Origin of the sequence: Pseudoalteromonas sp. MMG013 (assembly GCF_018100885.1) — a bacterium.
GTDB classification, from domain to species: domain Bacteria; phylum Pseudomonadota; class Gammaproteobacteria; order Enterobacterales; family Alteromonadaceae; genus Pseudoalteromonas; species Pseudoalteromonas aurantia.
Genome location: NZ_JAGJEE010000012.1, coordinates 74,726 through 97,859, shown reverse-complemented (window position 1 = coordinate 97,859; position 23,134 = coordinate 74,726). Strand labels below are relative to the sequence as shown.

Here is a 23,134-nt window from a genome sequence, read left to right as displayed (position 1 = left end):
TTATTTTGCGTTTACTTAGACCGTGTGTTTCTATTTAGTTCCCTTGTTTTTTCAATAACTTTTGCAGCTGTATAAAAAACAAACTAGGGTAGAGGGAGTTTGCTTCTTTTGTCATCAATATTGAATTTTCTATTGGCATTATGAAAGGGGTTGTTTAGAATCAGGATAAATAAAACAGGTCAGACCTGTCAGCGGGAGAGCAAAATCAATGTCTGAACAAAATATTCTAAAAACAACAAAAGGCGATAGAATCGCGATTGTGAGTGGTTTACGTACGCCATTTGCGAAACAAGCGACGGCGTTTCATCATGTGCCCGCATTAGATTTGGGTAAATTGGTCGTCAATGAAATGCTTGAGCGTCTGAACTTTGATAAGAGTGAAATTGACCAGCTGGTTTTTGGACAGGTAGTGCAAATGCCAGAAGCTCCAAATATTGCGCGTGAAATCGTATTAGGGACGGGTATGCCAGTATCGGTTGATGCCTACTCAGTATCTCGAGCATGTGCAACGAGCTTTCAAGCGATTGCTAATGTTGCAGAGTCAATCATTGCAGGTTCAGCGACAGTGGGTATAGCGGGCGGAGCGGATTCATCTTCTGTGTTACCGATTGGTGTCAGTAAAAAGCTTGCAGGCAGCTTAGTCGATTTAACCAAAGCGCGTACATTAGGTCAGAGATTACAAATATTTTCTAAACTACGTTTGAAAGATTTAATGCCCGTTCCGCCAGCCGTGGCTGAGTATTCTACGGGTCTTTCTATGGGCCAAACCGCAGAACAAATGGCAAAAACACATGGGATCAGCCGTGCAGATCAAGATGCAATGGCGCATCGTTCACATTCATTGGCAGCTAAAGCATGGGCGGACGGTTTGCTTAATGAAGAGGTGATGACAGCACATGTTCCTCCTTATAAGTCGTTTATAGAGCAAGATAACAATATTCGTGGTAATTCAACACTTGAAGGTTACGCAAAACTTAAACCTGTGTTTGATAGACAGCATGGTTCAGTGACCGCGGCGAATGCAACACCGTTAACGGATGGCGCAGCTGCGGTCCTAATGATGAGTGAAAGCAAAGCTAAAGCACTGGGTTATGACATACTAGGTTATGTACGCAGTTTTGCATTTTCAGCGATTGGTGTACAAGAAGATATGTTGATGGGGCCGGCTCACTCGACGCCAATAGCGCTTGATAGAGCGGGGATCAGCTTACAAGATTTAGATCTTATTGAAATGCATGAAGCATTTGCTGCACAGGCATTGGCAAATATGAAAATGTTTGGATGTGATAAGTTTGCAAAAGAAAAGCTCGGGCGCGCAAAAGCACTGGGTGAAATTGATATGGATAAATTTAACGTCAATGGTGGTTCACTTGCTTATGGACATCCGTTTGCTGCAACGGGTGCTCGTTTAATTACGCAAAGCTTACATGAACTAAAACGCCGTGGCGGCGGTTTGGCATTAACCACAGCATGTGCGGCTGGTGGATTAGGTGCGGCCTTTGTATTGGAGAGTGCATAATGTCAGTATTTACTTATGAGTTAAATGAAAAGCGCGTTGCGATTGTCACTATTGATGTGCCAGGCGAAAAAATGAATACATTGCGGGACAGTTTCGCAGATGATCTATTGGTTACCTTAAAGCAAGGGCAAGACGACAATATTACAGGAATGGTGTTCATCAGTGGTAAAGCCGATAACTTTATCGCTGGCGCCGACATTAAAATGTTGGATAGCGCTGAACAACGTGAAGATGCTTTGGCATTGTCTGAAATGTGCCAACAAGCATTTTTTAGTATGAAAAAGCAGCCCTATCCAACGGTCGCAGCCATTCATGGTGCGGCATTAGGCGGCGGGTTAGAGTTTGCTTTAGCCTGTGATTACCGTATTTGTACCGATAGTGATTTAACCAAACTTGGTTTGCCGGAAGTGCAACTTGGTTTGTTACCTGGCGGTGGGGGCACACAGCGTTTACCTAAGCTGGTTGGTATTCAAAAAGCATTGGAATGGATGTTAACTGGTAAACAAATTCGCGCTAAACAAGCAAGAAAAGCAGGTTTAGTAAATGACAGCGTCCCTCAAAGTATATTACTGGACGTTGCCGCAAAATATGCGATGAAAGGCAAAGCAAAAGAGGTGCAGCCTAAACTTGATAAAATAAGTAAGTTATTAGAATCTAATCCGTTTGGTCGCAATATTATTTTCAAAAAAGCACATGATAATGTGATGAAAAAAACAGGGGGGCATTACCCGGCTCCGTTGAATATTATTAAAGCAGTGCGTGCGTCTGTTGAGCTAGGAGAACTAAAAGCGTATAAGACTGAAGCCGAAGGGTTTGCAGATCTTGTAATGACAGATGTATCTAAATCATTGCGTGGGATCTTTTTTGCCACCACTGAAATGAAAAAAGAATATAAAAGTGACGATGTGGCACCTGTTAAACGTACCGCGGTATTAGGTGGCGGTTTGATGGGAGCTGGGATTGCGCATGTGAGTGCAGTGAAAGCGGGTGCGTTGGTGCGAATTAAAGATGTCGCGCAACAAGGCGTAAGTAATGCGATGAATTATAGCTATAAAATTCTCTCAAAACGTCAAAAACGTCGCATTATGTCTCACTCAGAGCTGCAACTAACAATGAACCGGATCACAGGCGGCACCGACTATACAGCATTTAAGCATGTCGATATGGTAATCGAAGCTGTATTTGAAGATTTGAACTTAAAACAAAGCATGGTTGCTGATATTGAGCGGGAAAGTCGGGAAGATACTATTTTCGCTAGTAACACATCATCTTTGCCAATCTCACAAATAGCAGAGCAAGCTCAACGTCCTGAAAACGTCATTGGGCTTCATTATTTCTCTCCTGTGGAGAAAATGCCATTGGTAGAGATTATTCCTCATGAAGGCACGTCACAAGAGACGATTTCTCGTACAGTAAACTTTGCCCGCAAACAAGGTAAAACACCTATTGTTGTAAAAGATAAAGCGGGCTTCTACGTCAATCGTATTCTCGCACCTTATGTGAATGAAGCGGCAAATTTACTTTTGGCGGGTGAACCAATAGAAAAGATAGACCAAGCGTTAGTCGAATTTGGCTTCCCAGTTGGACCGCTTGCGTTGCTGGATGAAGTAGGTATTGATATTGGGTCGAAGATAGCGCCTATCCTTGAAAAAGAGCTCGGAGAGCGTTTTAAAGCGCCGAATGCGTTTGAACGTTTAATAGATTCTAAACGCTTAGGTAGGAAAACCGGTCGTGGATTTTATACCTATGAGAAAAAGGGTAAAAAAGTTGACGAGTCGGTGTATGAGTTATTGGGGATCACCCAAAGCCCCCGTTTAAACAAGCAAGAAATAGCTAGCCGATGCGTTGCGCAGATGCTAAATGAGGCGGCTCGATGCTTAGATGAAGGTATTATTGCTAGCGCCAGAGATGGAGATATCGGTGCAATATTCGGTATTGGTTTCCCCCCATTCTTAGGCGGACCATTTAGCTATATGGATAAGCGTGGGATCAATAAAGTGTGCTCTGAACTGTCGACTTATGCATCAGAAAATATGGTGTTTACGCCAGCTGAAAGCTTAATGAAATTGGCTGATTCTGGAGCGCGTTTTTATGCAACTGATAAAGTTCAAACGGTATTGGTAGAAGTGCCAACTGAACAAGCTAAAGACTCAGTACAAGCTGAATCTGATAATGTGGTTGCGGGGCCAAGTAGTGAAGAAAAGCCCGCATGATCTGAGGCGACTTACTTTATTTAGAAAAAGGCTGTGCATTGCATAGCTTTTTTTTTGTAAAATAGCTGTTTTTACACTGCATAATTGTGCATTTTAAATAAATTGAGTTAGTGGTAGTTTTCGGTATTAATGCATTATCAGGTAACTGACCTTCCATATTTTCGGTGTGTTGTATCGTCTTGGTTTAATGCACTAAAGCCAGACACTAACTCTTGTAATACCTATCTTTGCTGTGCTGGTTTATTACTTGGCGGTAAAATTTATATTAAAATACAAGGCTTTTTAGGAAATTGAAAAAGATATTCTCTCCGTTGAGAAATAAAGATTATGGAACGACTTTTATCTACCTTAATTTAGATTTAACCCCTTTCTAGCGAGTGGTGAAATAGGGACATGATCGTTCCGTTTTTGGGGCTGATAGTTTATGAATTAACACAGATTAGTTATGCAAATAGCCAATCAAATGGGGTGTGTTAGTCCCTGTTTTATTTGTTTTGAATTAGGCCTTGTTTTTTACATTAGCAGCAAAAAATCGTACAATACGACGATTGTCTCACCCCCCTAACTTGGAACTATTACGACTTTGACACACCAGATCCACGATCTAATTCGTATATTCGACGAGAGCTTTTATCAAACGTATAACAGTAAGCTCATAAAAGGTCAGCATGAACCCGTTTATATCCCCGCAAGTATTGAAACCCCGTTTCATCAGATTGTGTTTGCACATGGTTTTTATGCCAGTGCATTACATGAAATTGCGCATTGGTTAGTTGCAGGAGAGCATCGCCGGTTGTTAGAAGATTATGGCTATTGGTATTGCCCTGATGGTCGAAATAAAGCGCAGCAGTTAGAGTTTGAAAGTGTCGAAGTGAAGCCTCAGGCAATTGAATGGGCATTAAGTATTGCTGCCGGTTTTACGTTTAATGTATCGATTGATAACTTAAATGGGGCACAAACATGCCGTTTTAGTTTTCAAACACGCGTACACAAGCAAGTTCTGCGCTTGGTTGAAGATGGTTTTAGTGAACGAACTGAGATATTACTAAAATCCCTAAGTGAATTTTACAGTACACCTTGGCCACTTACGGCCGAACAGTTTGAGTGGCAGTGTCCGGAGGAGTTCTTAGATGCAGTTTAAACTTGGTTTGATTATTAACCCAGTAGCAGGTTTAGGCGGCAGTGTTGCGCTCAAAGGTAGTGATGGTGCAGATACAGCTGAACATGCACTGGCGTTGGGCGCTGAGCCGAAAGCCAATTTGCGTACACGTCAAGCATTGGAATTGTTAGTTCCATATATTGCGGAGCTAAAAATTTACACGGTCAATGGCGACATGGGTGAGTTATGTGCAAAAGCATTAGGTTTTGAAACACAGGTCGTGTTTTCTACAGGCGCTAAGACCTGCCCACAAGATACTGAAGCTGCAGCTAAAGAAATGCTAGCGCAAGGTGTTGATATGATTTTATTTGCTGGCGGAGACGGAACAGCAAGAAATATTTGTGCTGCTGTCGGTGAGCACCTACCAGTCTTGGGGGTTCCCGCTGGATGTAAGATACATTCGGGGGTTTATGCCATTACCCCAAAAGCAGCCGGTCGAGTCGTGGAGATGTTGATTAATGGTGATTTGGTTACATTAGGTGAAGCGAATGTGATGGACATTGATGAGGTTGCCTTTCGACAAGGAACAGTGAAAGCAAAGCGTTATGGAGAAATGCAGGTACCTTCAGAGGTTCGTTACGTGCAAAGTGTGAAGAATGGCGGTAAAGAAACTGACGAGTTAGTACTTGCAGATTTATCTGCTTATGTGATCAGTGAAATGGACGAAGACGAGCAATATATAATGGGTTCAGGGTCGACTGTTGCGGCTATTATGGAAGAATTAGGGCTAGATAATACATTGCTTGGCGTTGATTTGATCAAAGATCATACCCTGTTAGGGCAAGATATGACGGCAGCTCAACTTTATGATAGTGCCGGTTTGTGCCCGACTAAATTAGTGATTACGTTGATTGGCGGTCAAGGTCATATTTTTGGACGAGGTAATCAACAGTTGAGCCCAGATTTAATACGCAAAGTAGGGCGTGAGAATATAATCATTGTGGCAACAAAGACTAAGTTACAAGCGCTGAACGGGCGTCCATTAATTGCAGACACAGGTGATCAAGCGTTAGACAACGAATTAAGTGGTTATATTAAAGTGATCACAGGGTACAATGATCACGTGATGTATGCTGTAGGCCACCAAGATTTAAATTAGGAGAAGTCATGTCATTTCAAGATTATGTAGAAGCTGCCCAACAATTTTTTGATGATTTAGTTGATAAAGCCAGTGATGATGAATTATTTGCGGGCGGTTATTTACGTGGTCATTTTGATCTTGCGGTTGGATATGCTCAGGTAGAGGGCGAAGCACTTAGCTCGACAGAGTTAAATGATAACGTTGAGAAAAGTTTAGTTAAAGCTTATCGCAATGGAGAGTTGACCGACGAAGATAAGGCCCATGTTGTGTCCATATGGGAGCAAGTTAAAGCGTTAAGCTAGTTAAAATACGCTATACTTAAACCGTGCTCAGCACGGTTTTTTTATGCCTGAAGATTATGATATTAATAATCAGGTAATTATAAAATTATATATGGATATAATATGAACTATATAAAACATGGAACTCTCGCGACATTATTGTTACTTAGCGCTAATATTCACGCTAGTGCAGATACACAGAAAGAATTTAAACAAGTCTACCAAGCCTATCAGCAAGCCGTCGCGCACAAAGATGATACTCAGAAGCAATTACTTGCTGAACAAGCCTATCAACTGGGGCAAGAAATATATGGCGCTGGGCATCAAAATACACTGAATTTAGCCGCGAATTATGCCGAGGCCATGCCTAGTAAAATGGCAGAAGAAAGAGTCGCTCTTTATAAGAAAATAGTTACAGGGACACAGAAGTTATATGGTGAAGCCAGCCAACAGTTAATTGACCCGTTGATATCACTCACCGAAGCTACGGTGCAGTTAGGACGCCGAAGCTCCGGCTCTGAATTTATTGATAGTGCCATTGCAATAGCGCAAAAAAAGCAAGATTTATTACTTGAGTCGAAGATTAATTTTGAAGCAGCGAAAATATTCTTTGAAGAGCAAAAACATTATCGAAAAGCTAAGCGATACTTAGAACGCACTGATGAACTTAACAGTGCGCACTTGCCTGCTAACGCTTTACATCGGCTTGAAGTAGATATGTGGGTAGCAGCCTATGAAACTGGACGCAAGCGTCATAATGAAGCGATAGAGCGGTTGAATAATATTGTTAATGTGTTTGATGAAAATCTAGATTTTGAACACCCAATGGAGCTCTTTGCACACTCTAGGCTCGTGGCAGCTTATGAGCGCGTTGGAAATAGTGAAGCGGCAACCAAGCATTGTGTGGCCATCGCAAAAATGCGGCCTTGGAACAATAACATTGAGCAGACCCCACTTTACAGGCAAGCACCTATTTACCCACGAAGAGCAGCTGAATTTGCTCGGGAAGGGTTCGTACAATTGGAGTTTACAGTGACGCCAAGTGGATTTGTTGAGGATATTTTAGTTTTGAATCCAGATGAGAGTATTGGATTTCAAAAGCCGTCAATAAAGGCATTGAAACAGTGGCGATATGCCCCTAAATTTGTTGACGGCAAAGCTGTGCCGGCAAAATCTACCGTACAAATCGACTTTCGTTTAAACGATTAGCAGTAAAAGTTAAGTGGTATGAGTAACACAGTGCACGTGTATGTTACTCATACCTATGCTTAAAAGCGCCAGTATACAAATAAGAGAGCAAACCCAAATAAATAAGCTAGACCTACCCATGTGAGCACTTTTAACATACCAGTTGGCGGCTTTTTGATGCTCGTTACCAGGCGGTAATTAAACCATGCAAATAATGGGGTGGTAACAAATGCCAAAGTCATTGCAAACGTGAGCATTTCTTTGAGGTTCGCTTTGAAAAATAACACAACCGCCATCCCTAAACTTGCCTGTAATAATATCAGTGCTGTAAGACTATTTTTTGGGGGATCTTTACGAATTAATGACAATGCGTCATTTAATGTTCTGGCGTACCCATCAAGTACGGTAAGTGTTGTGCCAAACATACATAGGAATGCAATAGCAGACACTAAACTTCGTGCCCACTCACCGATAGTGAGTGTGTACATATCTATTAACTGTTTGCTAAAAGCGACACCCGCTAGTTCTATTTTACTGGTACTACCAAATTGCACGAGTACACCCAGCGCGAAAAAAACAATTGCCAAAAAGGCGGTAAGCCCATAGCCTAAATTGAAGTCGAACATGCCTTGGCGGTAGCTCAACTGCATATTTCTACATTTTGCTTTGATCCAAAGTGAGTTAATCGCTGATATTTCTATAGGTGCGGGCATCCACCCCATTAGCACAACTAAAAAACCTAACATGGCTAATTGGTACGGTTCAGGCATTACCTCAGGAGCCGGATGGGCACTCCCTTGCAATATGGCAATTGCCAATGCCGATAAAGTCGCGAGTGTTAACACACTCATGATCCATTTACTGGCTTTATCTAGTACCTTGTAATGGCCAAAGAGTAAGATAATTAGGCACATAGTCAGTATTGCAAAACATAAAGTAGTGACACTAGCCTGAATGGGGAGGGCGTAATGAAGTAAGCTTGCTGTTAGTAACAACACACCCGCGGTATTTACGATCGCGGCAATCACATTGAGTCCAGTAAATGCAATAAATATGGCAATACCTTGTTGTTTATAGCCGTGAATAACACTGTTTTGAGTATGCAGCGTATATTCAACACCAAAGCGAAAAAACGGGTATTTTAATAAGTTCACAGCAACAATAAGCCACAATAATTGCCAACCAAATAATGCACCAGCTTGCGTTGCTGCGACAAGATGCGAGCCACCGATTGCGGCGGTGGCCATGAGTATTCCTGGTCCAAGAGAGTTAAACTTGTTTTGGATATTTGCAAGCACGAATACATCCTTTTTATATGATATAAAAATTATAATGGTTATGTTTTTGGTTACTGCGATATTCAAGATAATAGTACGAACAGTATCTACCCAATAGGTGAGACTGACATCTATTTGAGTATATTAACCTGTGTAAACCTTTATATAAACAGTAATTTTACATAAGGTAGGACTGCAAGTGAGGTGAAGTGAGGGAGTAAATGTATCCATTACGCGGTGACTGTGTCCATTTGCGTTTGGTAAAAGTGGTCAGTGATACCACTTAAGTGTATACATTCTTCTAAACGAGATTTAATTTCATTGCTATTAACTCCAGCGTTGAGCGCATGGCCATAAATTTTAACGGCATTTTTGTATTCACCTGAAGCATAAACGCGTTGTCCTAGTTTTTCATAAGCACGGGCGCGCGAGGAACTATCGTGATACATGTGTTCAAATATGATCTTATGCATTAACCCTGCTAATACGTGTTGGCAATTTTTAAGTTGTCGGTTGATCAGTTGATGTGCAGTGTAAATACACTCAAATGCATCTTGGTGTTCACCTAAGTGGTGATACAAGTATGCTTGTAAAATGATTTGAATAGGATCATCACTACTGTGTTGTGCCAATTGATACAATTTTCCCTTTGCGACAGAATTGTTGCCATCAAGGGTCATCAGCGCCACCATAAGCGTACTAAATTCTGTGGGTTGGGTGGCTTGCATTGTTTTTTGTACACCAATAAGACTTTGTTTAGCATTACTGATATGGATATCTGTTTGCTCAAAAAGCGCCGATAAAATCATCGTCCTTGCGCGTAGGCAAGCTATGAAGTTTTGATAGTCAATATTATCGCTACGTATTGTTTGTGTTCGATTAAATAGGTTTTCAAGCGCATTGGTCTCATGGTTTGCATGCAATGTCATGAGGCTCAAACGTAACATCATAGGCGACATTTTATCCAGCTCAAATGCTAGAACCTGTTCCGTTGCGATGTCACGCTTACCAGTTTGCCACGACAAATAAATCTGCCAATAAAATACGCGAACGGGATACACCTTTTGAATGAGTGGTGAAGCTAAGAACTGCTTACATTTATCAAGCTCTTTGAGTTCATAATTTACATGAAATAAGCTCCAACTGGCCCAATGGATGTGTTTTTTTGCAAGTGGCACTAAAAGTTTTTTAGCGATGCTATATTGCCCTAGTTGTTGTAGCAAATTAACAAGCAGTTGATTTCTAGATTTTTTTAAATAGTTTGGATAATTTCGATTTCTTAAGTTTTTTAAATGCAATAGTGCGCGTTTATAGTGTTTTTGGCTAATAAAGTGATAGGCAGTTTTAAATTCAGTGATTTGTAAAACATGTAGCTTCAATTGCTCTGAAATTTGAGCCGTGTTGAAAGGGCGTATGAGCATTTGTGTACTATGAAAGGGGTATTCACACGTATAATCAAACGATGTATTTTCTGGAGCTAAGTATATAAGTCGAGTCGTTGGTAGTAATTTGTCAGCAAAAATAAGATCACTGATCATGTCATAGTGGTTATGTAATTGGTCGATATTATGGTCAAGAAATAGCATGTCGAATTGCTGAGTTTCTACCTCATCGACAAATTGTTGCGGATGATTGAAGGTAAATACATTGAATACCCCTAAGCTTTGAAGCATTTTTGAGAGAATTTCAACGTTTGTTTTATTTTCATCAATAATCGCAATATTTAAATTGACCAGTTGCAATTTGAAACTCTCTCTGTCGTATTTTTAGGGGTTAGAAAACATTCAATATGTTTATGCTGCATTGTATTTTTAATTATATAAATCATAGATTTGAATTATTAATTCACAGTTTGAAGCGCACAGGGAATGATTAATCCAAAGCAAATGCCATCTAGAACCGTCATTATTAATTTGGAACGATTTATATGCTATTAATGGCTAAATATCAAGAGGGTATTTTCATTTGTTTACATTTAATTAAAATTATAGACGTTGAGAGTGCTAGAAAATTTAGTGCTTATAATAAAATCATAAAACTCGTACACAACACGGTATCGATGGCGCTGGTAGCTTTGGCTAACGAGACTATTCAATAAAGTAATCTTGTACATCATCTCTAATATCTTGGTAATCATCTTCTTCAAGATCGAGCACTTTTAAAACAGAAGCTTTCACATGATGCCAATCCGGATCAGGCACGAATCGTTTATTGACATGCACTAAGTCTTCAGCCATTTTGAGTGCAGCCATACACAGTTTCTCATCATTTGGATGCTTTTCTGAAAAATAGTGTACATCGTGGTGACGTAAGATTAGCTGGCAGATATTTTTTGGTAAGTTCCAACTGTTTGCTAAATAATAACCAATAACGGCGTGGTTAGTATGAAAAAAGGATTCTTCATGGAAGACGAGGTTTTGATCATAATTTTCATTTGCTGTTGCTAATACATCCACATAATTTGAGTATTTCATTGCCATAGCAGGTATACCCGCGTCGTGAAATAGGCCCAGCATATGTAAGTTTTCGACAGGCACTTTTGATTTTATTTTTTTACCAATCAGGGTCGCAACGTCCGCAATTTCAGTTGCAGTGTCCCAAAATCGCTCAAGTTTAATACAGCACTTGTTTTGATCAAAGGCTTGCTTTATCAAGAATCCGGTAACCAATTGGGTAATGCTATCCAGCCCTAAAAACATCACCGCTTGTCGAATATCAGTAATGGTTCTAGACATCCCATAACTACTCGAATTGATAACTTTTAACACAGCAGCAGAGGTCGCTATGTCGGTTGCGATCAAGCTAGCTATTTGGCATAAATCAGGTTCATCTTCTTTTAGACTGTCTTGTAGCTGGCTGAGTAATTCGGGCTTAGGTGGTAAGTTAAACCCGCTTTTAATATCTTTAAGAACTGAATCATCAATGTCAATCATGGGTATATCCTTACGAGGCTTAAATACAAGAATAGTTCAAAGTGAAAGAATTGAAGACGATTAGACTAAAAAAACATCTCAAAGGTGCTATCTGGCGGTATATTACATTATTAGTCCCAATTTAGGGCGCAAATTATTGCGAGTTAATAGTAAATTGCGTTAAGGTTAATCAATTTTGCTATTTAGAGATGAAAGATGACGCAACAAACAAGTGCAGCGGCACCTTCAGGGGTGATCACGCGGTTTTTGAACTCAATAGAACGAGTCGGCAATAAGTTACCTGATCCAGCGATTATATTTTTAATTGCGATGATATTAATTTGGTTTTTATCTTGGTTATTTTCAGGCACAAGCTTTGATGCGATAGACCCAAGAACAGGACAAGCGATTGTTGTAAATAACTTACTTAGTGGGGATGCATTAGCTGGCTTTTTGTCTTCTATGGTTAAAACATTCACTGGGTTTGCACCATTAGGTGTTGTACTTGTTGCGATGTTAGGGGTTGGTGTTGCTGAGCACTCGGGTTATATCAATGCGGGCTTAAAGTTGATGTTAAAAAGAACGCCTCAGGCGTTATTAACGCCATCCATTATATTAATTGCAATCGTTAGTCATACAGCTACTGATGCAGGTTATGTTTTGGTGATCCCTATCGCAGGGGTTATCTATTATGCAATGGGTCGACACCCGCTGGCTGGTATTGCAGCAGCTTTTGCTGGGGTTAGCGGTGGCTTTAGCGCAAACTTTATTCCTTCTGGTATTGATCCATTACTGCAAAGCTTTACGCAAAGCGCCGCACATATTATTGATCCAACTATGTCGATTAACCCATTAAACAATTGGTTCTTCACGTCGGCATCAAGTCTTTTTATTATTTTACTGGGTTGGTATATCACCGATAAAATTATTGAGCCGCGTCTAAAAGACACTCAGATAGACGGCGATACTGAAAACTTACCAGCCTTTGATGAAGTGACAGGAAAGGAACGTACAGCCTTTTATGTGGCATCTTCAGTGATGATTGCGGGACTTGCGCTACTCGCATATGCATCAAGTGGCGAAGAATCAGCATTACGCAGCCCTAATGGTTCATTAACTGATTTTAGTGCCCCTCTTATGCAGTCTATCGTCCCGCTGATCTTTTTACTGTTTTGGATCCCTGGTGCCATATTCGGTTTCATGGTTGGGACATTTAAAAGCTCGAAAGATATGATAGATGCAATGAGCAAAGCAATGGGTAGTATGGCCTATTATATTGTAATGGCATTTTTCTGTGCTTTGTTTATCGCTGCATTTAGTCAATCAAACTTGGGCGCATTATTGGCAATTGAAGGTGCTCAAGTATTAAAAGCAATGGCATTGCCAAGCTCAGTGACCGTGGTAGGCATTATCTTCTTAACCGCTTTTGTTAACCTTTTCGTTGGTTCAAGCTCAGCTAAATGGGCCTTGTTAGGGCCCATTTTTGTGCCAATGTTAATGCAATTAGGTATTTCTCCTGATTTAACACAAGCGGCCTATCGCGTCGGTGATTCTAGTTCGAATATTATTACGCCTTTGATGCCATACTTTCCGTTAGTTGTGGTGTATTGTCAGAAGTATGTTAAAGGGACCGGAATTGGAACGCTGATTGCGATGATGTTACCGTACTCAATCGCATTTTTAATCGGTTGGAGTTTATTTTTGCTTGCATATTGGGGACTGGGTTTTCCACTTGGTTTGCAGTCAAGCTATACATACCCATAGTCGATAAACGCAACATCGCGTACACTTTACTTACAGTGTGGCATTTAAAAAAACGCCTTAATTAGGCGTTTTTTTATGTGTGTACTCATATCAATATTCTTGACTATAAGCGTTATTTTATAAGCTGAAATCTGTACGTATTGCGTCAATTAATTTTATAGAAAAAAGCCAACCCCAATACTTCCCTTTTGGCTGTGTGTTTTTTGTGTAAAAATAGATCTTATATTTAGTGGCATGGATTCAATAGACCAGTTTTGCGTATTCAGGTCGGTGGAAGCGATAAAACAGGAAGTGCAATAGTAAATGTACTTCCATGATTTACTTTACTTTTAACATGTATTTCTCCTTGGTGTTTTTTCACAATAGCATGTGAAATAGAGAGTCCTAAGCCGGTACCTTGACCAACTTCTTTGGTGGTATAAAAAGGGTCAAAGATTTGGTTAATTTTAGAGGGCGCAATACCCATACCGTTGTCTTGCACTTCTATAAAAATGGTATTGTTTTTAGCGTAACTACGAATGATTATTTCGCCGTGACCATGCATACTTTGTACAGCATTAAGTAACAAATTTAAGTACACTTGATTTAGCTCACTGTTGATGCAGTAACTGTCGGGAATATCAGCGTGATACTCTGAAATGACACAATTATATTTTAATTGATTTTCAAGCATTTTTAGAGTGAGGCTAAATCCTTCGCAAACATTATTTAACTGCCAGTTACTGTCATTGGCTTGGCAGTAGGTTTTTAATGACTTCACAATGTGACTCACCCGTTCGACACCTTCCCTACAATCATTAAAGAGTTCATTGAAATCACTTTCAAGAAAGTCACATGGATAGGTTTCTGCCATTAATGTAAAGAGACGCTGATTGCTAGGTGCAAGCTGTTTACTGAGATTCTGATGGAATAAATACAAGTTTTTGACTTGCGTTTGCATGAGTTGCAAGTTACTGCCAATGAAGCTAATAGGGTTATTGATCTCGTGTGCTATTCCTGCGGCTAACTGCCCCAAAGAAGCCATTTTTTCTTGACGTAGTAGATTGCCTTGTACGCGTTCAGACTCGACACGTAACTGTTGTGCTTCTAGTTCTATAAAGCGCTTTTCTACTTGATCTAGTGTTTGCTCTATAAGCCCGGTGATCCGGTTGATTGCTTGGGCATCTTTTCGTAAATAAGCACCTTTATTTATATCAAAAAGCATCAATAAGCAGACCGAGCTTTTATAGCTGAATGATGCAATGAGTGCGCTGTGATGGTGGGGCGCTGTCAGTGTTGGCAACCAGTCAGGATTGAGTAGTTGTATATCAATGATGGCTTTTGCAGGCCCCGTCAACACTGATTTTAAGAGGGGGTCGACAATAATGTTTTGCTGCATAGTTACATTGTTGCTTGTGGCTGCTACATTAAGTGTACCCGGCATGGCTGGTGTGAGTAACAGGGCTGTGTCGAAAGGCGTTTGTTTTTTAAGTGTAGAGAACACGGATTGATATATTTGCTCAACTGTAGATGCTTGTAAAGAGGCGCTCATGCCCTCTAATAACACGAGAGACTCTGCTTGTTGTGCGTGTGAAACTTCGACTGCTCGCTCTAATCTTGCTACTTTTTCAAGTAATCGTTCATTGTCTTCGATAAGTTGCTGATGTTCGCTGTTAATCATGTGTGACACCAAATACGAGAGCAGAAATCATTAAATTTCCATGTCGAGATTGGCCGTCTAAAAAGCAACCTTGTTCACCAAAGGTATAGACTCCTGCGACAGGTACATTGTTAAAATCTTGGCAAATGTTCTTAGTAACTTGTTCAAATTGAGACTTGACGCTGAGCATGCAGCCAGCACAATAAATAAGCATGCAACCTGACAGAGCGGGGTTATCAAGTGTGTGCTGCGCATTATGAATCACTTGGTGTGCTCTGCGGAGCAAACTGTCGGTTGAGCCATGCATAATATGGAGAATATCGCCTTCATCTAAGCTGGAGAATAACGATAGAGTGCCATTTGAGTGGACATTTTCTGGGTGACTCAGTAAATACTCATCTTTACTAACTTCTCGGCCTATTGGATGAAAGGAAGTCAGACCTAGAATGTTACCTCCCTTAAGACTTTGCGAAATGGTACCATTTGTTAATTGATTATACCGTATTGCCGCGGGCGTATTATCGAGTGTAGCAACATTTCTACCAGAAGCTTGTGTGACTTTGGTTGTGAGACCTGATGGAGCATAACCAGAAGAGAATGAAAATGAAACGGCCACCGAAGGCGTTAGACTCGCGATGGCCATGCTACAGGGAGTTGCTGTGTGATGTGTGTAGACTTGCCATTGACCAGACACATCGTTATCTGATGCTGATCCTCCGATAATAGGGACTCGTTGCCCGATAGCTGCTTGTATTCCAGCTATGGCCTGCTCTTCATCTCCTGGCGAGAGGGTGATCCAAAGTAACTCAGGTGATTCGCTGAAGGTGTTTTTGAGTAGTTGATTAGTGGCACTTTGCGCTGTGTCAAATGTAGATAAGTTATTTCGTTTACCTGGGCTGACAAAATAACAGCCTGATGGGTCGTTGATGCTAATTAGTGTGAGCGTAGCAAAAGCGTGATTATAGTATTTATTGTGGCAAAAGCTCCCTTGGCATGAGCTGCTTAGAATGAATTGTGTATTCTCAAACTGCGCTGATAGCCATTGCCAAATTACTCCAGCGTTTAATTGCACATCAAAATAAACAATTAAAAATGTGGCGTTATGTGTGTGATTAAGCTGTGCCTCAATCTCATTGAGCGCATGTGGTGTATCAGTGCTATTTGAGGAGTAACAATTAAATTTAAACAAAGGCATTCCCCAGTAATTTAAACCTGTATTATTTAGCTGCTTATTTAATATAGATTAGGGGCTGTTGATCTTTGCTGTTCTATTTTTTGTTCTCTTTGAGCATGCTTTATCGCGGCGCTTAATATGTGGCCTAGTAATCTAAGCGAATATTAAGCAACAAAGAGAAAGGGGTGCTCAAAAGAACCGGTAGGCAGCGTTTGATTGGCTTTTCTACTATGTTATCGGCTGACTCACATGGAATAACCATGCTACGCAGCCTCTGCCTTGTATAAAAGCCAATCAAACTGCTGCAAAAATGAACCTAAAAGATCAACAGCCCCTAGTCAATTAGAGTATCAATTACCTCTTTCAGCATACTCACTTATGCAAAGATACCAGTTGTCATACAAACGTCAAATTAAGCGATATATTGTGATGGTATTAATATCGCGTAGATATTTAGTTAGTCAACTCGCCGTATAGTCAGTCATATGAAAAATAAATACTTTTTTATGGGTTTTTGGTTTGGCTATTACGGTTAACTCAACTAATTTTATAAGACACTTAAGGAATATTTTATGTTTTTAAAGGTGAGGTAGTAGTGTGCGTATAAAAACAAAAATTGTTATGAATGTAGCGATTATCATAGCTGTTGGCGTACTTGCAACATCCATAGTACTGACAACCATTGCGGAATCGATGACGTCAAAGGCGCTGGAAGAGCAACTCAAAAACAGGTTAGTGGGATTAAGAGATGCTAAAGCTGAACAAATTGTCAGCTACATAGAAAATATAGAGCAACACATTACCACGTTAGCTAGCTCAACAATGACAGTGGATGCAACGACAAAATTTAGCCGAGCGTTCGAACAGTATGGATTGTCAGATACTGGTACTGCATCTAATCAAATAGATAATAAGTTATCGCAGTTCTATCAGCAACAATTCTTAACGACCTATACATCGCTCAATGATGGGAAAGCGATAGATGTACAACGGCTGAAAAATGCGCTGTCAGACAATGGTCGAGCTTTACAATATACTTATATTGCGAATAACTCGCATCCATTGGGCAGTAAAAGTGAACTTATTAACCCCAGCGATGGCAGTGCCTATCAAGATGCACATATTCAATACCATACGGCGTATAAAAAAATCTTAGAGGCCTTTGGCTACTATGATATTTTTATCGCAGACGCGAATACGGGGAATGTGGTTTATTCGGTATTTAAAGAGCTAGACTTTGCCACGTCATTAAAAAGTGGGGCGTATGCTAATTCAGGCCTGGGGAAAGCTTTTCAGGCCGGAATGAACTTATCCGATGGTGAAGTGAAAATCATTGATTTTCAGCCATATACACCATCATATGAAGCGCCAGCCGCGTTTTTCTCATCACCTATATATAAACATGGCAACATCATAGGTGTGTTGATTTTACAAGCGCCCGTCGATCGAATTAATGACATTATGACGTATCAACAACAGTGGCAATCTCGAGGTTTAGGGTTGTCGGGTGAAACGTATTTGGTTGGCCAAGACCGACTTATGCGCTCACAAAGCCGGTTTTTATTGGAAGATAAATCAGCATACTTAGCGGCATTGAGTCAATCGGGTATTGCTAGTGACATTATAAAACAAATTGATACGCGGGACTCGTCTTTGGGCATTGCACCAGTAGATACAAAGGCGGTGCGCTCAGCGTTGCGAGGCGAGCAAAACTTTGAGCTCGTTGAGGATTATAGAGGAGTCAAAGTTGCGTCGGCATATGGCATGATACAAGTAGGTGGTGCTCAGTGGGCAATTCTAAGTGAAATAGATGAATCTGAAGGGTTTGCTGCCTTGGATGGTATCCACAATACGCTGGTAACTACCGTTGCTATTAGTACCTTGATAATTATTACTTTAGGCTTAACTGCTGCTTGGGTATTAGGAAGTTATTTATCTAAGCCAATATTACAACTGAACGATTTTGTAATGACGGTAGCGAATAGCCTCGACTTGTCTTTGAGAGCCGATTTGCGAACAGGAAAATCGGACAAAGATGAAATTGGCCAAGTTGAGCGCTCGTTTAATTTAATGATGCAAAGTATCAACGAAGCCATGCAAGAGGTATCAGAGTCCTCGATTAATTTAAGTCGTTCAGTGACGGCATTGAGAGATAACTTTAATATTGTAACAACACAGTCAGAAGAGCAGTCAGAAATGACATTGAGGTTGTCTGCTGCAATAGAAGAGATGGCTCAGACGTCAGATTCATTAGCGCAATCAGCAAAAAGCTCCAATCATGCAACGCATGCAGCGGTGGATCAAGTTAATGTTGGAAAGCGCAATGTAGAAGCAAATATGCATCACAATGAGACGTTGAAAGAAACGATCTCAACGACATCTAATAGCGTTGATAGAGTTGCAAAAGACAGTAATGATATAGGTTCTGTTTTGGAAGTGATCAGAGGCATAGCTGAACAAACTAATCTGTTGGCATTGAATGCGGCAATTGAAGCAGCTCGTGCGGGTGAGCAAGGGCGGGGGTTTGCTGTGGTTGCGGATGAAGTGCGTTCTTTGGCACAAAAAACCCAAGACTCTACAAAAGAAATTCAAACTATTATTGAAACGCTGCAACATGGAACACAACAAACTGTGAGCACCATGAAAATTGCGTTAGGTAGCGTAGAAGATACCTTAGATACCACAAACAAGGTGACCGGCTCGTTTGAAGAAATAAACCAAGAGGTGGCGCAAATTGAAGGTTATAATTCACAAGTTGCCACTGCCACTGCGGAGCAAAGTGCGGTTGCTCGTGATATGGCACAGCAGGTCTCTTCTATAAGTGAACTCGCATCGAATAACAATCAATCAATCGATAGCGCATCAGGTTGTTGTAATGAACTGGAAGGGGAGTATATGCGTTTGAAAGAATTGGTTTCACGCTTTAAGTTGTAGCGCCCACCTGCTTAAAGCATATTTTAAGATTGAAGCGGCGATTAGCCGCTGTCATTATTGAGGCTATCGGGTTTACATCTGGTTTAGTAGGTACGCAGCCCACTTTGTATTTCATTGACGAATTCACTCAGCACTTGCTCTATAGGCTGAGGCTTTGAGTATAAATAGCCTTGAAACTCTTGCATACCTAGGCTTGCGAGTGCGTCACGTTGTATAGGTGTTTCAACGCCTTCAGCGAGTGCCGCAATCCCCATTTCAGCACATATTTTTACCATTCCACTGAGTAATGCGTGTTGGTTTCTGTCGCTATCAATTCGATCGAGTAAGCTGCGATCAAATTTAAGGCGAGTGATAGGGTATTCAATTAAGCGGGCGATATTTGAGTATCCTGTGCCGAAGTCATCGATCGCAATTTTTACGCCATGCTGACTTAACGACTTTAATTGCATTAAAGTATGTGCTCTGTCATTTGCAATACTGTATTCGGTTAATTCAAGTTCAATTGCGCTAGGACTGAGTCGGTGATCCGATAAGTGAGTTTTTATTTGAGTGGCAAAGTCGTCTTGTTCTAAGTCTTGTGCACTGACATTCACTGCAACGGGAATTGGTAGCTCAGGATAACGAGATAGAGTTTGGCATAATTTTCTTATAATATGCTGGGTCAGCATCTCAATTAAGCCAAACTCTTCGGCGATAGCAATAAATTCGCCTGCAGGTACAAAACCAAGCAATTTACAATTCCAGCGTGCTAGCGCCTCAAAACCAATAAGGCGACTGCAAGAGAAATGCTTACCTTGTAAGTATATTTCAAGTTCATCTTGTTCAAGTGCCTTTTCAAGTAAAAGTGCCATTTCGTGGCGAGCGAGTCGTTGTTTTTTGATACTAAAGTCAAAAATAGAGCATAAAGAGTTTGACTGGCGCAGCTCACATGCTTGCACTGCGTTTTTGATTAGACGTTCAGCGCTATATCCATGCTGAGGGTAGGCAGCGAGAGAAATGGCATATTTTGCATGGTATTGTAGCTCTCCAAGCTTCACCCAAAAGTCCAAATTATTCTGCCAATGTTTGGCAACTGTTAGTAATGACTCACTGTGCTGAGCAATAAAACCAATTCTACCCGAGCCTAAATAAGCAACAGAACTGCCAGCTTGAGGGTAGTGCTCAAACAGCTTATTAATATGTTTATATAGCAACTTCCTTTGTTCAGCGGTGATACCGTGTTCCAACATTTGTAAGTTTTGATTATCTGCAATGGCTATCGCAAAGGGTTCTCCTCCTTGAATGGCTGTGTCAATTTGTTCTGTTAACCATGTCGTATTTGGCAAATTGACGTGGGTATTGAAATATTTTGTTTGATGGTGTTGGGCTCCGAGCGCTTTGAATTGCTGTTGTAAGTAGAATTGTTCTGATGCGTCACTTAAATACCATGCTGATAGTGATTTCTCATGATGCTCTTGCGCGTCAATTTGTACAATAGCATTGTTGACCTTATAGAGTTTTGTGGTGTGATCAAGTGCCGCATTTAAGACATGGCTAATAGGGCAAGGTAACGGGTGATGATATAAGTTTAATAGCTGTTTAGCTTTTTGGTTTGCTTCAACTATTTGCTGTTCTTCGTTGACTAATATGATCGCAGAATAGGCTTTTTGAAAGAATTTCCGATATAAGTTCTTTTGTTTCTCTAAAAGCTTTGTGTGTTTTTGAAACTGTTTATGTAGGCGGTTTGCTGCCAAGCTTGTTCTCCACACCGCTAAAGGAATACAAATGTTGAAAAAGAAAAACACTAAGCAATGAACGTAATAATTGGCGTTATTGAGCACTTCATTTTGGGCATTGAGCACTGAGGTGCTGAGATCTTGAAAAATAAAATACAGAGGGACTAGGTTAAGGATTGCGTAGCAAGAGGCCGTTTTTTGTCCGATTAATAATAACGCAATGATGGGGGTAACGTAGGTAAAAATCGAACCTATTTGTGCTACTTGCAATGCAGGAGTAAACAGGTTTATTGAGATTGCTGCTGCAATAATGACTAATAATAAAGCATGCGCACAGAGCTGGTAGAATTTTTGGCTTAAGCATAACAGAGCGGCCAAAATGGTCGTTAAGCTCAGTGCAACTTGTAAGTTCTGAGTATTTTTTGTGTCATTTAAGGCGTGAAGGTTATGGAGTAATATGACAACGCAGATACTCAACATGGTTACTAAAATGATGCGAAGAGCACTGATCCGCCAAATGACCGTTTTTTGCGGTAGTTGAGCGTTGTCGTCTAGATAAAAAAAATGTCGCAAGTTATACAAGATAATTCATTTAAATCATTTGGTTTGCAACAATAGTAACGATAACTTCCCAGTGCTGCAATTGTTATAAGTTTATAAATTTAATCTTATTTATGATAGCGCTGTCATTTCGTTTTGTTGTGCTTTTTGTATCCTACCTGAATGTTTATGTTAACAAAGTAACAATATAAAAAATTACTGAAAGCTCTGTCTTTGAAACAATTTTGCCATTTCAGTGCAGGTGATCATGCGCGCTAATATATCTATTGAGGGGAGTTGCCTGTTAAGCGTCTCAAACTCTGAGAATAGCGCTAACATGGGCTGACTATTTCTGCGTGTGATTAAAATGATTAATAATGCTTCATCCATATAGTCATGATTGCGGATCTCATTTGTTAGGTCTGTGAGGTGACCTTTAAATTGTGCATGGGATAATAACTGACTTTCGTGTACGCCAATAAAAGTTAAAGGGATACAGGCTGTATCGTTTTTATATTCACCATGCAATATAAAAGGTGTGTTGTTGAGCAAGTGTATGAAATTTGGTGGATTTAAGCTCTCATTAATTCGCGTAATGCATAACTTAGCTGTATCCATAAAACTTTCTTGCGGTGCTGTTGCTATGATGCTCAAGTTAGTCCCTCCTTACTTTTACCATTCATACATTCTTTCATAGCCAAATATGAAAAAATTAATAAACGATAGGATTGGGGAAAAATGTGCTTTTTAGGATAGTCATAGTGATGTGCTTTATGTGATGAGGTTATGCCTAAATTGGCAATTGTCCGACTATTCCATGACGTGTGTTTGTAATATAACTCATTAAAGATGTTATGTTTTGTAACTATGCTCTCTTTATATGGTTATTTATTTTTATAGTCGTTATCCTCTGTGCTATTAACATTAGTTTTACCGCATGGATTGACCCTATAGGAAGCTATATATGAATAAAATAAAAGAATTAGTCGTAGCAACAGCACTTTGTGCTTGCTTTAATACGTCTGCAACGATTGTTGAGTTTCAAACGACCCAAGGGTCTTTTCAGGTCAATTTATATGATCAAATAACGCCAGAGACGGTCGATAACTTTTTACGCTATGTCAATCAACAGCGATATGTTGACTCTACAGTGCATCGCAGTGTACCAAGCTTTGTTATTCAAGGTGGAGGGTATAAATATGATGGGAGTATTCCACTTACTGCGATAGAAACAAATACACCCGTTGTAAATGAGCCTAAGTTGTCTAATGTTCGTGGCACCATTGCGATGGCTAAATTGCAAAACCAGCCAAATAGCGCAACCAGTCAGTGGTATATAAATTTGAAGGATAATAGTACAAGCTTAGACTCTGATAATGGGGGTTATACTGTATTTGGGGAAGTGATTGGCACTCAGGGGATGGCGATTGTTGATAAAATTTCGAACTTAAATCGATGCGGTGAGGTGCCTGTAGTGAATTATACATCGGCTCAATGTGTGGATACCGATACAAACCCAGATGGAGGTAACCTCGTATCCGTGACGAGCGTTGCTATCATTGATTCAGATCCAACAACGGCGAATGATTTGTCTCCACCAGTTAATGTTTTAGTAAATAAAGTGCCTACACCAACACCTGAACCACAACCGACAGGGTCTTCATCAAGTGGCTCGTTATTTTTTAGTATCGTGCTGATGATGGGCGTGTTAAGACGTCGGTTTGTTGGCGTACGTTAG

At 40.4% G+C, this 23,134-nt stretch carries 16 protein-coding genes; 9 read left to right on the top strand and 7 right to left on the bottom strand.

The features are described 5' to 3' along the window. Positions 1-208 precede the first annotated feature (208 nt). The 6 genes from fadI to J8L98_RS12720 all read left to right on the top strand — a co-directional run bounded on the left by fadI (position 209) and on the right by J8L98_RS12720 (position 7,462). Positions 209-1,519 carry an acetyl-CoA C-acyltransferase FadI gene (gene fadI, locus J8L98_RS12745; protein ID WP_192508046.1) on the top strand — a complete coding sequence of 437 codons (1,311 nt, stop codon included), beginning with the start codon at positions 209-211 and terminating at the stop codon, positions 1,517-1,519. Further along, positions 1,519-3,732, top strand: coding sequence for a fatty acid oxidation complex subunit alpha FadJ (fadJ, locus tag J8L98_RS12740; protein WP_210996729.1), 2,214 nt, complete (start codon positions 1,519-1,521; stop codon positions 3,730-3,732). Before fadI ends, fadJ begins: the two co-directional genes overlap by 1 nt. Positions 3,733-4,315: 583 nt before the next feature. Next, positions 4,316-4,873 (top strand): elongation factor P hydroxylase, encoded by a 558-nt coding sequence (locus J8L98_RS12735; RefSeq protein WP_210996728.1) that lies wholly within the window; start codon positions 4,316-4,318, stop codon positions 4,871-4,873. Beyond that, positions 4,863-5,990, top strand: coding sequence for an ATP-NAD kinase family protein (locus tag J8L98_RS12730; protein ID WP_210996727.1), 1,128 nt, complete (start codon positions 4,863-4,865; stop codon positions 5,988-5,990). Before J8L98_RS12735 ends, J8L98_RS12730 begins: the two co-directional genes overlap by 11 nt. Before the next feature lie 8 nt (positions 5,991-5,998). After that, on the top strand, positions 5,999-6,274 hold the full coding sequence (locus tag J8L98_RS12725; RefSeq protein WP_210996726.1) for a YfcL family protein: 276 nt from the start codon (positions 5,999-6,001) through the stop codon (positions 6,272-6,274). 102 nt (positions 6,275-6,376) lie between these two features. Continuing rightward, the gene (locus tag J8L98_RS12720; RefSeq protein WP_210996725.1) at positions 6,377-7,462 is read left to right on the top strand and encodes an energy transducer TonB; all 1,086 of its coding nucleotides are present in this window, start codon (positions 6,377-6,379) and stop codon (positions 7,460-7,462) included. A gap of 59 nt (positions 7,463-7,521) precedes the next feature. On the opposite strand, the gene J8L98_RS12715 is transcribed toward J8L98_RS12720, so the two are convergent. The 3 genes from J8L98_RS12715 to J8L98_RS12705 form a co-directional block, all read right to left on the bottom strand. Then, a complete protein-coding gene (locus tag J8L98_RS12715) occupies positions 7,522-8,688 on the bottom strand; it encodes a divalent metal cation transporter (protein ID WP_210996768.1) in 1,167 nt (388 codons plus the stop codon). A 260-nt stretch (positions 8,689-8,948) separates the two neighbouring features. Next, on the bottom strand, positions 8,949-10,460 hold the full coding sequence (locus tag J8L98_RS12710; protein ID WP_210996724.1) for a response regulator: 1,512 nt from the start codon (positions 10,458-10,460) through the stop codon (positions 8,949-8,951). A gap of 345 nt (positions 10,461-10,805) precedes the next feature. Next, positions 10,806-11,651, bottom strand: coding sequence for an HDOD domain-containing protein (locus tag J8L98_RS12705; protein ID WP_192508039.1), 846 nt, complete (start codon positions 11,649-11,651; stop codon positions 10,806-10,808). 195 nt (positions 11,652-11,846) lie between these two features. Here J8L98_RS12705 and J8L98_RS12700 point away from each other — a divergent pair, with 195 nt between their 5' ends. Continuing rightward, a complete protein-coding gene (locus J8L98_RS12700; protein WP_192508038.1) occupies positions 11,847-13,394 on the top strand; it encodes an AbgT family transporter in 1,548 nt (515 codons plus the stop codon). Positions 13,395-13,656: 262 nt separating this feature from the next. Here the strand turns inward: J8L98_RS12700 and J8L98_RS12695 are convergent, their stop codons facing one another. Then, positions 13,657-15,054 carry an ATP-binding protein gene (locus J8L98_RS12695; protein WP_210996723.1) on the bottom strand — a complete coding sequence of 466 codons (1,398 nt, stop codon included), beginning with the start codon at positions 15,052-15,054 and terminating at the stop codon, positions 13,657-13,659. Beyond that, entirely contained in the window at positions 15,047-16,222 is a 1,176-nt protein-coding gene (locus J8L98_RS12690; RefSeq protein WP_210996722.1) for an FIST C-terminal domain-containing protein, read from the bottom strand. The genes J8L98_RS12695 and J8L98_RS12690 overlap by 8 nt, the downstream gene beginning before the upstream one ends. Positions 16,223-16,804: 582 nt before the next feature. Here J8L98_RS12690 and J8L98_RS25180 point away from each other — a divergent pair. After that, complete coding sequence (locus tag J8L98_RS25180) at positions 16,805-19,141, top strand: methyl-accepting chemotaxis protein (RefSeq protein ID WP_210996721.1); 2,337 nt, start codon at positions 16,805-16,807, stop codon at positions 19,139-19,141. Positions 19,142-19,224: 83 nt separating this feature from the next. Here J8L98_RS25180 and J8L98_RS12680 read toward each other — a convergent pair whose 3' ends face one another. Continuing rightward, positions 19,225-21,438, bottom strand: coding sequence for an EAL domain-containing protein (locus J8L98_RS12680; RefSeq protein WP_210996720.1), 2,214 nt, complete (start codon positions 21,436-21,438; stop codon positions 19,225-19,227). A gap of 174 nt (positions 21,439-21,612) precedes the next feature. Further along, on the bottom strand, positions 21,613-22,050 hold the full coding sequence (locus J8L98_RS12675; protein WP_210996719.1) for a hypothetical protein: 438 nt from the start codon (positions 22,048-22,050) through the stop codon (positions 21,613-21,615). A gap of 310 nt (positions 22,051-22,360) precedes the next feature. Here J8L98_RS12675 and J8L98_RS12670 point away from each other — a divergent pair, with 310 nt between their 5' ends. Continuing rightward, entirely contained in the window at positions 22,361-23,134 is a 774-nt protein-coding gene (locus J8L98_RS12670; RefSeq protein WP_210996718.1) for a peptidylprolyl isomerase, read from the top strand.